Below are 12286 nucleotides of genomic sequence, written 5' to 3' on the forward strand. Positions count from 1 at the left end.
AATGCTAGATAACGTTTCTTTAAACATATCAAGCGCAGAAATAATGCGGGAAAAGCGGCTTGTAATATCTTGCATGTACGGGCGAACCTCTTCCTCTATATAGGGAAATGTAGGGTGATCAAGCGATTTCATCATTTCCGCTTGAGCTTCCACGATTTGGCGTAGCTGATGAATTTTCACTTTCCAGCGATAGACGCTATGTCCAATGTCGTTTTCAAACGGTGTTTTAAACACTTGTTTTTCAAGTGTTTGTATATGATTCGCTATGTCATCAATCATTTGTAAAAAATGAAATGTAACGACGTTTAAAAATTGGTACAAAATAAAGCTCGGACGCCAAGCGTGTTCTGGATGATGGCATAGCTTCTCTTTGATCTTCTCAACAATCGGTTCTGCCCGTTCCGTATAACTAATGACTCGCTCTTTCGCGATCATCAGCTGCAGTTTTCTGATTTGCCGATTATCGCCAAGAAAAGCAAGCGACACAAACACAAAGTCACCGTATACATCAACTTTCGGAACATCATTTCCAAGTAAAAGAGCGTCTTTAGCTAACGGATGAAGCTTCATTTGTTCGGCAAGTGCTAGCAGTTCCTTTTTCGTTTCCGCTGTAAAATGAGTCCAGCCATTTTTTATGTTCGTGATCATCTACCCGTTCCTTTCTTTTTGTCTATAGTATGAAAAAAACCTTAATCGTTTATGAGCGATTAAGGCTTTCGTCTGGTTCAATATGAACATGTGTCGTTTCGATATGATGTTGCTGTTTCATCATTTTCTCTACTTCATCGGCAATTTCATGACTTTCTGCGACCGTTAAGTCGGCGGCGACATGAATGGTGACATCAAGAATAATTTGATTTCCAACCATCCTCGCTTTCACGTCCGATACGCGCTTCACGCCGTCAATCGCCGCAATTTCTCGCTCATATCTTGTCAACGCTCGTTCATCGAACCCGTCCGTTAACAGATGCGACGTTTCGAAAAAAATATGCCATGCTGCTTTGCATATAATCATGCCGATGAGAAATGCCACGAGCGGATCAAGCCACCATACTTGCCACTGAGCACCACCAATTCCGACCACTGTTCCGATGCTGACAAGGGCATCGGATAAATGGTCTTTCGCTGCTGCAGCCAGCGCTTGGCTATTTACTCGTTCGGAGAGCCGTTTATTAAACCAATATACGCCTAACATGACAGCTGCTGAAAACACACCAACCCACGCCGCAATCGGTTGCGGCGTCGCCTCCCGCTCACCGTGAAAGAGAGACAGCCCCCCTTTGCCAACGACATCTAACCCAATCGACATCATAATAAAGGCAGCAATAAGCGACGAAATATTTTCGGCGCGCGAATGACCATACGGATGGTTATGGTCGCGCGGCTTTTGGGCGATTTTAATGCCGATCAAAATCGCCACTGAGGAAATAATATCACTGAAGTTGTTCCATCCGTCCGCTGTCACTCCGTCTGAATGCGCTGTATAACCAATGATTAATTTAATGATCGCTAAGCTAATATAGCTAGCGATACTCACCCAAGCCCCTAATTCTGGCTTCATTCGCTTCACCCTTACTTTTCCTACTTGCATGTATTAGTTTACCAGCGTGGCACCTTGTGAGTCTACAGCAACAAAATTGCGATATCGAACAACTATAGAATGAGACAAACTTTTTCTCACTTAGTGAACTTTATTGCATTAGGCAAAAAATGAGCTGTATTTATTGTTTACAAAAGATTTATTATGTAAACATAATAGCTAAAAAGGAAGCTCTTTCGTTAGAGCGACCTTTATATTTTTTTCACGATTTGGAAATATTCTTCAAGCGTAATGTCTTTTTCAAAAATGACTTTTGCTGCTTTTTTGCCAACATACCGGATGTGCCACGGCTCATATTGATAGCCCGTGATTGCCTCTTTCCCTTTTGGGTAGCGAATAATAAATCCGTATTCATGGGCGTGGGCGGCGACCCATTTCCCTTCTTTTGTATCACCGAATGCAGCTGTAAGACTAGATTTCATACTTAGACTAGAAATATCAATCGCTAGTCCCGTCTGATGTTCGCTCTGTCCTGGGAATGCAACCGCGTGAATCGCTTTTTCTTTTCCGTTTTTCTTCACTTCTTCATCGAATAGCTCTTTTTGCCGATCGTACGACCGATAGCCGGACACCGCCACTAATTGGATGCCTGCTTTATTTGCAGCGGCAAATAGTTGTTCAAGCGCCTTAGCTGCTTCTAAACGCATATAACGTTTTTCAACATTCGTTTCAGAAAACGAAAACGGTACGTTCGGAACAACTAAATCGCTTGGTTTATACGAAGCTGGCAAACTTTGTTCTTTATTAACGAGCGCTAAAATATTCGTTGGGTTCATAATTACTTTCTGACCGTTTTGCACTTCAATCACGTTCCAATATTTTGCTTCCAAAAGCAAATCCGGGTCAGCTGGCGGCTCCGTTTCAGGATCGATGCTTGGATTTTGGACCGCATCCGGCTGTTCCGTGCTAGGTTGCTCCACATTAGATGGCGTAGGCTCTTCGGTCGACGGTTTCTCTGTTATGGGTTCATTCGGTCGTTCTTCCGTCTGTTTTTGCTCAGTTGACGGTTTTTTCGGCAGCGAATTTTCTTGGATGGGCGCGCAGCCAGCCGCGAGGCAAACCGCAGCGAGTATTAACAATGTGCGTTTCACTCTCTTCACCTTACTTTGAAACACCCTTGGGTCCCCAAGGGTGTTTTGTTTTACACGCGAATCGCAGCTTCTAAAGCGACTTCGATCATCTCATTAAACGTTGTTTGTCGCTCTTGGGCTGTCGTTTCTTCTCCTGTTAAAATATGGTCACTTACCGTTAATACGGAAAGCGCTTTGCGACCGAATTTGGCAGCTAGCGTGTAGAGAGCCGCCGTTTCCATTTCTACTGCTAGCACACCGTAACGCGCCCATTTTTCAAACTCTGCATTTTCGTTGTAGAACATATCTGCCGTAAACACGTTCCCTACTTTTAATTGCAACCCTTTTTCTACACCAACTTCATAAGCGGTTCGCAGCAAGTCGAAGTTTGCCGTCGGCGCATAATCTACTCCGCCAAACGTTAGTCGATTCATTTGTGAGTCTGTCGAAGCACTCATCGCTAAAATAACGTCGCGCACCTTTACATCTTTTTGAATCGCTCCGCATGTGCCGACGCGAATCAACGTCTGTACGTTATAGCTTTGCATCAACTCGTTGACATAAATCGATATCGATGGAACGCCCATTCCTGTTCCTTGCACCGAAATGCGATGGCCTTTATATGTACCAGTAAATCCAAGCATGCCGCGAACGCGGTTATAGCAAGTTGCCCCTTCTAAAAACGTTTCCGCAATATATTGAGCCCGGAGTGGATCGCCTGGCAACAAAATTTTATCCGCTATTTCATGCTCTTTTGCTTCGATGTGAATACTCATTCGTGTGTCCTCCTTCAGTTTCATTTCAGCGAGGGAAATTCCCTTTCTCATTGTACACCCTTTATCGTTTAGATACAATGGGAGGACTAAACGCTTTCAAAAAGGAGAAAAGAATGGGGAAAACATTAACAAAGCTAATTCGCTAGCACAAACAAGCGAGCGCAAAAAAATAAAGGGAGCGCTCCCTTTTAAGATGTTTTGGAATGGTAATGATCGTTCCGCCGATGCGCTAAATATTTTTGTTTAATGTATAGCACCTTTTTGTCGGCGCTTGTCGTATATTTTTTTGTTTTTTTCTCGTATCGATCAAACCATACACCGAACAACACATAAATAGGCAATAATAGCTCGATCGCGCCAAAATATACGTAAAAAATCTGCTTCCCGTGAAGCGACATATTCGCTAACATATAATACGAGCTGGCGATAATTGCGCCGATTGCCAACACATTGACGGCATGCAACGCTGGAATTTTTCTGCGCCGATTGAATCTTCGCTCGATCGCTGCTTTTGCATACAATGTAGCCGCCGTCAATACTACGCCAAGAACCGCAGAAACAATCAATGCCGTCATAGGCGATAACCCCTTTCTCCATGAAAATTCCTAAAAATAGTCATCAATAACGAAGTGCAACTGGCGCATACTAATAAACAACGAACGAAAAGGAGGAACGAACGATGGGAAAAAAACATCGCAACCGCATTAATGGACAGAAAAAGAATAATCATGTTCCGCAAGAAGCGTTGCTTTCGGAAGAAGCTGCTCACGCGAAAGAATATTCGGCAGCTGAGCGGAAAAACGGACCTGGACATCACGATAATCCGTCTGACTAGCAAACAAACCCTTGTTTTACAAGGGTTTGTTTGCTGAATCGACTTCATCGAACGATAATGTCGTCACTTTCGTATACTCCCCGCGAGCGACCTCCTCTTTCGATGCTTTTCGATTCAACTCTTCTGAATCATCTATTCCCGGTGCGATCGTTGGAAATTCGTGTTGCTTTGACAAATGCTCGCCCCCTTTCTTTCTCTATCCATTTCCTTGCACGTGCCGTTTTATTCACTTTTTTTCATTGTATCATATTCTCGCATCGGATAAAACTAATTATTTTGAATTTTCTAATTTTTAATGAAGTGAAGACGGCTAATTTTTTTCCATCCTTCGGAACATAGTTTATAATACGTTTGTCCTCGTACCCCTTCATCGATCAATACAATATCTCCAGTGCTCATATAGCGCGCTTTATAATCTTTTGGAAGTAAGTCCGCCACGTTAAACATGCGATAAACAACAGCTAACACTTCATCATGCATTGAAGCTGTCAAGGTAAGCCGATATACTTGCTCATATCCTTTCCCTTGCCCGAATCTTGGCGTTTGAAACAAGGTGACATCATATGTCTGTTTTGTTTTTAATACTTTTTTCAAAAGACTGACCATCAATATCCTCTCCCTTTCCACATTTTCTACAACATATTAGCGGTTTAGCATGTCGATTCCTTTAGCAAAATGACAGTTGTTTTGTCGAATAACAACTATAGACAAAATAAAAAAAGATTGGGAGGAATACCCAATCTTTAACCATACGATTGTATAAGCTGTGACAATTTTTGCGAAAGATGCGGAACGTCTTCGCTCGTGAGGCGAAAACGTACGTACGATTCGTCCAAATCGAGCGCTTCCGCTAATAAACTGCCGATCCCGCGAGCACGGCGGTCAATTTGCAGCAACACGTCCACTTCTGTTTGTGAAAGCGGAAAAAAGATAACTTCCACTTCATCTAACTTTCCGTGAAACAAGCCGCTTTTTGGCACATACTCAAACTCTTGGACAAACGGCAGGCGATGATGCCATGAAGCTTTTTTGCACTCTGCTTCGCGAAGCCGGAATCCAAGCGCTTCCATCGTCGCTAACAACGCAGTCATGACTGGAGTTGGCTCGACCCGGATATAATCTTCATCCGTCGGATCGATCGCTTGTTTAATATCAAGACCCGTGTGAAGCCATACTTTCGTTTTGCCGACAGAAATTGGCGTATCGATCGGCAGCGTAAATCGAAACGGGACGATCCTTTTTTCATATGCATCGACCGTCAATCGGTTTGTTACCTTCCACTTTCCGATAAGCGCATGGGCAGTCGTTTTTCGATCGTTCGCTTCCACCGTGTAAGTAGCGTACAACGAAAGATAAATGTGATCGATCTCTTGCGCGATGTGACCGCCTGCAATTTCGATGATTCCTTCGACGTCATCACCAGCCATCAACCGCTCTGATAAAAGCTTCGTATCCACTTTGGCCGCACCGATTCCGATGCTTGCTAACATTTTATGAAACAATGACATCTTTTTTCCACCCTTCCATCGTTCGTTCGATTTCTTTCATCAATTCGACAACATCGCGATACGGCGGGTCGATTTGCAACATTTTCCGCAAAATCGAACGAGCCGCTTCGGAAATCTCCAACTCTTCTTCCCAGCTTCGCTCTTCCTCCGTGTTCGGCTCGTACGATGAATAGAGCAAAAACAATAAGAAATGCCCTAACGCATAAATGTCGCTTCTCACATCAATCTCACGGCGCAGCTTTTTTTCGAGCGTATACGTGTCTAGGTGAGGAATTTGTTCATAAAGAAAACGTGCCAAACCAAAATCAATGACATAGACGTGACCGTTTTTTAGCAAAATGTTCGGAATACGCAAATCGCGATGAACAACCCCTTTTTCATGAATGTATTGGACAACTGTTAATACACGTTTTAACAGCTCAAATGCTTCTTTTTCCGTATACATTTTTCCTTTTTCAAAAATAAGCGACTCGACTGTATCACCGTCGATGTATTCCATCACAAGATGTGGCACGCCATGTTCGATAAATGTTTCATATAACGCAGGAATTTGCGGATGCTCGAGCCTTTGTAAAATATTCGCCTCCCGCGCAAACGACTCGATTCTTGTTTTCTTTTTGACGGTTCGCATTTGTTTAACGACTACTTGTGTATTTGTCTGCAAATCCATCGCGACATACGTAATTCCGTAACTCCCCATACCGAGCTCGCGCACCACTTGATAGCGACCGCGCAAAACGGTGCCAGTTGGATAGCGCCGCTCGCATAAGCGCTCGATGAACTGGCGAAAATAAGAAAAATGCATCGTTAACTACCGAAGAAGCTCGAAAAAAAGCTACCGCTATGATGCTTCTTTTTATAATGCCCATGACCGTAATGGGAAGGATGGATATTTTTATAATGTTTGCCGTAATGGTCGCTACTCGTATAATGCCGCTTATGATAATGGTGGTGAGAAAGGCTTTCCTTGATAATCGATTTAATGATTTTTTTGAACATGGTCATCGCTCCTTTTTTCGATTCGGTTATTTATGTATACGGAACAGAAGTTATGAGGTTTCAAAAATTTTGCGAAGGGGATCATCCGCATGACGATTTTTGATCGATTTTTATTCGCTCTTTCCCATCCACTTCAATCGCTCTATCGTTATCGACTGTATCGTCAATCGATTCCGGTTGTTTCCTCATCGTTGCTCAAACAACTATGCGGCCAATGGGAACAGCTACAACAAAAACAGCCGCTGACAGCTGAAGAAAAACAGATAGTGGCTTCTATTCACCAACAAACGGAACGATATAACCGCGATAACGTTACCCGCACCGAAGCATATTTTTTCTTTTTTCAACGTTGCCCAGAAGTGCATTGGGCGTTTTTAGCGCATCTCGTGTCGCGCAACGGCGGCTGGAATATGACCGATTTAAAAGGAAACCTCGTTCCTATGGTAGTAGCATCCGAACTAATCGAACCGTTGTTTTTATTTTTAGAACGGGCCAACGCCCTTATTTTTCATGACGCTTATCCCCAACTGCTTTTATACGAAAAATGCAAGCAGCAGAAGAAAAAATTATTTCATTTATTGCCGTACTTTTCTGTTTCCGCCTTTATGAGGCCGTTTTGGGAACATTTTTACGAAACGAACGACGCACCGTTATTAACGGTAGCGCTTATCATCAATGAACAGCAATATATTCAGCAGCGCGTCGTGGAACATCCCTTTTTCCAGAAAGAAGTCATCGCGACATTTCCGTTTTTATGTCAACAGTGGTTCGGATTCAACGATGTGCTTATTCCTTATAAAAACGGCCGCCATACTCGCTTAACCGGCATTACCGTCCGCGATTTTGCTGACGTTTCGCATCGCATCGAAATCGGCAAAGCACTTTACGGTATGTTGTTTTATCGAAAATCGCTTTTTCGGCACGTCTACCGCTTTGCGCGACAAACAAACCATACTGGGTCGCGCGCGGATTTTTGGCCCCACGTGTTTTCTAAAACAAACGACGATGTTCATTAATTCAGCCCGACGTTAAACGATGCTTGGCCTACAATCGAGCACCGCTTTCTCGACAAACGCGATTGGTTTCACAATTTGGCAATGTTACGTGAAGTGGAAACTATTCCTTTTATGACCGAGCCTGAACTGACACGCCATTATGCAAACAATCTCGAAAAGTTGCAAGCAATCGCGACCGTCACGAAAAAAAGCTGAGCTTAGTCCTATTGATCGAGATGATGGGAGATAGTAAGAAAAGCGCAAAGCGCCCGCCTATCGGCGAAGATCACACAAGCCCCACCGAGGAGGCTGTCGCCGCCGAAAGAAGGGGCGGAGCGACTCGAGCCGATGGCGCTTGGAGCTAGACAGCTCCCTACCGTGGTAGTAAATTTTATGCTTTCTTATCTTTGCACTAAAAAACGACGAGCTCCCCTCGTCGTTCCCTTCTTATTCCTCCACCTCTTCGTCAATAATGCACTTTTCGATTAAGTAATCAAACGTAATGTCAGCAAGTTCTTCGAGTTCGATTCGCGATGGAACAAAGCCGCGACGGATAAGCTCGCGATAAAAAAATTCCGCAATTTCTTCCGTATCAATGACGACTTCGATTTCTTTCACCATATCGCCCCCTTTTTAATGTTTTATGTTGGAAATCATTGCTTTATGTCAAAAGAATTTTTCCTTCGTATGTATGCAAAAAAAGAAGCGGTCATACATTAGCATTAGAAATAACGAAACGGGGGAGGAATGACCATGAATAAAGTCGATGAAAGGATCGACAACGCAATGGAGTCAATCACTAATGGCATGTTTATCATCATCGTTTGCCTTGGAATGCCTTATTTTTTCTATTTGCTCGTACAATTTTTAAGAGGATGAGTTTTTTTCGTGGACAAGCTTTCGCAAATTCATTAATGTCATTTCCATTGTTTGCTTGTATTGCTCATCGCCAAACCATTCATATAATCGCCGGTAATCATTATACATATCTAATAATTGATCGACCGATTCGTCATCTTCCGACGGGACCGGAAGCAATGATTGGAAAGAAAGCGGCTCACGCCGGCCGACATACCCTAACAACGCGATATCTTGCAGTACGACAACGGATGTTTCTTCAGAAGAAGCGATGGAAATGACGTCCTCAATATTCGCCTCAATTTCTAATCCGTCCGTTAACCGCTTCAACTCATAAACAATTTCCTCCCACCCCTCATCTTGATAGCGGTAAATCTCTGTACGTACTCCAATGATTTTAAATACATCGTTTTCATAGTTTTGCACTTGAACAAGTTCACCGAGAAAAAATGGCAGTTCAATTTCAATTTCATCGGTAATCCATATATCACCGGAAAATTCAGACAATAGCACCAATGATTGTTCCATAAACAAGCTAGTACTATGGTTCACTTCATATAAAAACATTCCGTCAATGTACTGAACGTCCGTAATCGCCCCGACCGTTCCGTACAGCGTATTCACTACCACGTCTCCAATCGAAAATTTTGGCCCCTCCATCTCGTTCCCTCCTCTCTAACATTTTGTTAATAAATTATATGCAAAGAAAAGCAAGTGGACACCGATTGCTCGATGAATATGCAAAAGCCTTTTGTTAGCGTTTACAAAAAAAGAGGGACGTTTTTGCTCAAATGCTTACGCCTCTTGCAAAAAACGCTCCCACACTTCATCAAAAATAGACATGCTTTCTAAATAATCGCCATTCATTTCTAAATAACGGCTAATTTCATCGTAATCAGCGGAATTTTTCGGAAAGCTATGATCGTAATAAACGCCATTCGCTAACCGAACGACCGGATCGTCCTTTTTCCCGTCGCGAAATTTCAGTAAATACCGATAAAACGAACGCATCGTTGTCCCATCCTCTTTCGTTATTCTTATTGTTTGTCATTTTAATCGGTTTTTATCGATTTGTGAAGCATTATCGAAAATAATTTCGCTTTATCCACCGCGGCCGGTTCATCAGTTCTTCATACGTAACGGTTTTCGCTAAATGAATAGTATCAATGAGAAACAATTGGTCTTCAATTGCCGTAACTACTTCTTCTTCCTGATAAACCATGCCGCATTCGGCGCACGAGATGCTCGGCGTACAAGTAATTTCAATGGCGCGCAGCCCATCCGGGAGTTCCCAATAAACCGTTTGTTGTGTAGCCGTCACGTCGTTCGAACCACACCAAAGACATGTTGTCATTCGCTCTTCCTCTCCGTTCCATCGGCTTTTTTCAACATCGCCTCATATTTTTTCTCTTTTAATTCATCCCGTTTTTCACGCAAATCTTTCAATGATTTATGGTTCGGGTCTGCTTCGTACATTTTCCGCCGTTCGATGCGATTGAGCCCTTCTGGGACGATGGCGGATTTTATTTCGTTCGCAATGGCCGCAATTCCAGTAGTTGATTGTTTTTGCTCGACATCTGGAAAAATTTCTTTAAAATACGTTTCTGCCCGGTTTGGAACGTACCCTTGCGGTTCTGGATAAAACGTAATCACCCCTTCATAATTTCGTAAAATGACTTTTTCCGGCGTTTGTGCGAGCAAATAGTTTGGCTGCAAGGCAATTTTCCCTCCTCCGCCCGGTGCATCGACGACAAACGTCGGCACTGCATAACCAGATGTATGACCGCGCAGCCCTTCAATAATCTCGATCCCTTTCGAAACAGGAGCGCGGAAATGGCTAATTCCTTCCGATAAATCACATTGGTAAATATAATACGGGCGGACGCGCATTTTGACTAAATCGTGCATGAGCTTTTTCATGATCGGGACGCTGTCATTAATGCCTGCTAAAATCACCGCTTGATTGCCGACCGGCACTCCAGCGTTCACAAGCATTTCACACGCCCGCTTCGACTGTTCTGTAATTTCGATGGATGTATTAAAATGGGTGTTGAGCCAAATAGGGTGATATTTTTTCAAAATGTTGCACAAGTTTTCGGTAATTCGTTGCGGAAAAACAACAGGAGCTCTTGTTCCGATGCGAATAATTTCTACATGAGGGATGGCACGTAATTTCTTTAAAATGTATTCTAAAATTTGGTCATTCACTAGTAATGCGTCCCCGCCAGATAGTAAAACGTCGCGCACTTGCGGAGTTTGCACGATATATTCGATCGCGGCATCGAGCTGTTTCTTCGGCACTCCCATGCCAACCTGCCCAGAAAAACGTCTTCTTGTGCAGTAACGGCAATACATTGAGCATTGATTGGTAATTAAAAAGAGCACTCGATCCGGGTAACGGTGAGTTAAACCAGGAACAGGTGAATCTTCGTCTTCATGAAGCGGATCTTCTAAATCGTATTTCGTTTTATATTGTTCTTTCGCAACTGGTACAGACTGCATGCGAATTGGACAGCGAGGATCATCTGGATTCATTAATGAAGCATAATACGGGGTAATATTGAGCGGGATTGTTTTCGCTGATAATTTTACCCCTTCTTCTTCTTCTGGAGTTAAGTGAATGACCTTTTTCAACTCATCTAACGTTCGAATCGTGTTCGTTAATTGCCAAAGCCAATCGTTCCATTGCTCCTCTGTCACGTCTTTCCAAAGCTCGATGTCTTTCCAATGGCGTTTCGGACGATACATTCGCAACTCCCCTTCATTAAAATTTACTAGCATATTTATGCGACATATGAAAAAGCGTCACGCGCTTGATAAATCTTTTACCCATATATTCATATCTTCTAGGTCGTCGTAAATGTAGCAGTTATTTGTCAGCCGTCCGCTATAGCGGTAACCGAGCTGATGAAAAGCAGCGTTCATTCCATATGACGGAGCACGGGCAAGAGAATAGACGCAAAAAATACCTTGTTTTTTCAACTCCTCTTCTAATTTTTTTAATAAATGTTTCATCAAGCCATGCGTGCGATAGCTAGGCAATGTGGCACAGTCCGTCAGTTCCGCGTTATGGTATGTTTCGTTTACTTCTGCGGAGGCGGCGCTAACGATTTGTTCGTCATGCTCAATGACGTAAAACATCGCCCCTTTTTTTAAAGCATTTTCTACATAAGAAAGATCATGAAGCGGCGAAGGGTAAACAGCAAAAATCGAACGATAAAAGTTTACTAACGCTGGCGCATCGGGTGGCTCCGCCTTTCTCATCTTGTATTCTGACGGAAGCGGCGGTAAAGAAAGGAGGCGCGGTTTCATTTGAACCGATGCCACGATCTGATCTTCCATGCACACATTTTCACTCGTCTTGCGCTCCTGCTGAAAATAGGAAACGAGAAAATGAGCATCATTTCCGTTAAAATACCCTTGAATCCACCCCTCATATTGAAATCCTTTTTCGATAAATAACGATAAATGCTCGTACCTTGCTTTAACGATCAGTTTCGTATAGCCTTTTTGTTGCGCAGCATGTGTGACGTAGTCAATGAAAGCGGGCACATACCCGCGGTAATCCTCGACCCGCAAGCGCTCATTGAAATCATCGAAAATAACGGAAGCAGCAAAATGTTCTTCGTGAATCATCCTTTCCAT

18 protein-coding genes are annotated in these 12286 nt (G+C 43.2%); 2 read left to right on the plus strand and 16 right to left on the minus strand.

Annotated elements, in window-relative coordinates; genetic code table 11:
- The 5 genes from M4I42_RS08885 to M4I42_RS08905 form a co-directional block, all read right to left on the minus strand.
- Nucleotides 1–648: CorA family divalent cation transporter (locus M4I42_RS08885; RefSeq protein WP_268851835.1), on the minus strand; the 648-nt coding region annotated here is incomplete at its 3' end.
- 49 nt (nucleotides 649–697) lie between these two features.
- Nucleotides 698–1561 (minus strand): cation diffusion facilitator family transporter, encoded by an 864-nt coding sequence (locus tag M4I42_RS08890; RefSeq protein WP_268851836.1) that lies wholly within the window; start codon nucleotides 1559–1561, stop codon nucleotides 698–700.
- Between the two features lie 230 nt (nucleotides 1562–1791).
- Complete coding sequence (locus M4I42_RS08895; RefSeq protein ID WP_442864093.1) at nucleotides 1792–2691, minus strand: D-alanyl-D-alanine carboxypeptidase family protein; 900 nt, start codon at nucleotides 2689–2691, stop codon at nucleotides 1792–1794.
- A 50-nt stretch (nucleotides 2692–2741) separates the two neighbouring features.
- Nucleotides 2742–3446 carry a purine-nucleoside phosphorylase gene (deoD, locus tag M4I42_RS08900; protein ID WP_268851837.1) on the minus strand — a complete coding sequence of 235 codons (705 nt, stop codon included), beginning with the start codon at nucleotides 3444–3446 and terminating at the stop codon, nucleotides 2742–2744.
- A 188-nt stretch (nucleotides 3447–3634) separates the two neighbouring features.
- On the minus strand, nucleotides 3635–4021 hold the full coding sequence (locus M4I42_RS08905) for a hypothetical protein (RefSeq protein WP_268851838.1): 387 nt from the start codon (nucleotides 4019–4021) through the stop codon (nucleotides 3635–3637).
- A gap of 104 nt (nucleotides 4022–4125) precedes the next feature.
- On the opposite strand from M4I42_RS08905, the gene M4I42_RS08910 reads away from it, so the two are divergent.
- Nucleotides 4126–4281, plus strand: a complete 156-nt coding sequence (locus M4I42_RS08910; RefSeq protein ID WP_268851839.1) for a hypothetical protein — start codon at nucleotides 4126–4128, stop codon at nucleotides 4279–4281.
- Nucleotides 4282–4297: 16 nt separating this feature from the next.
- Here M4I42_RS08910 and M4I42_RS08915 read toward each other — a convergent pair whose 3' ends face one another.
- The 5 genes from M4I42_RS08915 to M4I42_RS08935 all read right to left on the minus strand — a co-directional run bounded on the left by M4I42_RS08915 (nucleotide 4298) and on the right by M4I42_RS08935 (nucleotide 6788).
- The gene (locus tag M4I42_RS08915; protein ID WP_268851840.1) at nucleotides 4298–4456 is read right to left on the minus strand and encodes a hypothetical protein; all 159 of its coding nucleotides are present in this window, start codon (nucleotides 4454–4456) and stop codon (nucleotides 4298–4300) included.
- 110 nt (nucleotides 4457–4566) lie between these two features.
- Nucleotides 4567–4887 (minus strand): YodL domain-containing protein, encoded by a 321-nt coding sequence (locus tag M4I42_RS08920; RefSeq protein WP_328284604.1) that lies wholly within the window; start codon nucleotides 4885–4887, stop codon nucleotides 4567–4569.
- 137 nt (nucleotides 4888–5024) lie between these two features.
- Nucleotides 5025–5789 carry a sporulation protein gene (locus tag M4I42_RS08925; RefSeq protein ID WP_268851842.1) on the minus strand — a complete coding sequence of 255 codons (765 nt, stop codon included), beginning with the start codon at nucleotides 5787–5789 and terminating at the stop codon, nucleotides 5025–5027.
- Nucleotides 5773–6594, minus strand: a complete 822-nt coding sequence (locus M4I42_RS08930) for a serine/threonine protein kinase (RefSeq protein WP_268851843.1) — start codon at nucleotides 6592–6594, stop codon at nucleotides 5773–5775. The genes M4I42_RS08925 and M4I42_RS08930 overlap by 17 nt, the downstream gene beginning before the upstream one ends.
- Before the next feature lie 2 nt (nucleotides 6595–6596).
- Nucleotides 6597–6788 carry a hypothetical protein gene (locus M4I42_RS08935; RefSeq protein WP_268851844.1) on the minus strand — a complete coding sequence of 64 codons (192 nt, stop codon included), beginning with the start codon at nucleotides 6786–6788 and terminating at the stop codon, nucleotides 6597–6599.
- 89 nt (nucleotides 6789–6877) lie between these two features.
- Here M4I42_RS08935 and M4I42_RS08940 point away from each other — a divergent pair, with 89 nt between their 5' ends.
- Nucleotides 6878–7804, plus strand: coding sequence for a DUF2515 family protein (locus M4I42_RS08940; RefSeq protein ID WP_442864094.1), 927 nt, complete (start codon nucleotides 6878–6880; stop codon nucleotides 7802–7804).
- A 426-nt stretch (nucleotides 7805–8230) separates the two neighbouring features.
- Here M4I42_RS08940 and M4I42_RS08945 read toward each other — a convergent pair whose 3' ends face one another.
- The 6 genes from M4I42_RS08945 to ablB all read right to left on the minus strand — a co-directional run bounded on the left by M4I42_RS08945 (nucleotide 8231) and on the right by ablB (nucleotide 12286).
- A complete protein-coding gene (locus M4I42_RS08945) occupies nucleotides 8231–8401 on the minus strand; it encodes a YozD family protein (RefSeq protein WP_268851845.1) in 171 nt (56 codons plus the stop codon).
- A 249-nt stretch (nucleotides 8402–8650) separates the two neighbouring features.
- The gene (locus M4I42_RS08950; RefSeq protein WP_268851846.1) at nucleotides 8651–9301 is read right to left on the minus strand and encodes a hypothetical protein; all 651 of its coding nucleotides are present in this window, start codon (nucleotides 9299–9301) and stop codon (nucleotides 8651–8653) included.
- A gap of 135 nt (nucleotides 9302–9436) precedes the next feature.
- The gene (locus M4I42_RS08955) at nucleotides 9437–9652 is read right to left on the minus strand and encodes a YozE family protein (protein WP_268851847.1); all 216 of its coding nucleotides are present in this window, start codon (nucleotides 9650–9652) and stop codon (nucleotides 9437–9439) included.
- Between the two features lie 70 nt (nucleotides 9653–9722).
- On the minus strand, nucleotides 9723–9995 hold the full coding sequence (locus M4I42_RS08960) for a YokU family protein (protein ID WP_268851848.1): 273 nt from the start codon (nucleotides 9993–9995) through the stop codon (nucleotides 9723–9725).
- Nucleotides 9992–11389 (minus strand): lysine 2,3-aminomutase, encoded by a 1398-nt coding sequence (gene ablA, locus M4I42_RS08965; protein WP_268851849.1) that lies wholly within the window; start codon nucleotides 11387–11389, stop codon nucleotides 9992–9994. The genes M4I42_RS08960 and ablA overlap by 4 nt, the downstream gene beginning before the upstream one ends.
- A 57-nt stretch (nucleotides 11390–11446) precedes the next feature.
- Complete coding sequence (gene ablB, locus M4I42_RS08970) at nucleotides 11447–12286, minus strand: putative beta-lysine N-acetyltransferase (RefSeq protein ID WP_268851850.1); 840 nt, start codon at nucleotides 12284–12286, stop codon at nucleotides 11447–11449.

Origin of the sequence: Anoxybacillus sp. J5B_2022 (assembly GCF_026847645.1) — a bacterium.
Taxonomy (GTDB): domain Bacteria; phylum Bacillota; class Bacilli; order Bacillales; family Anoxybacillaceae; genus Anoxybacteroides.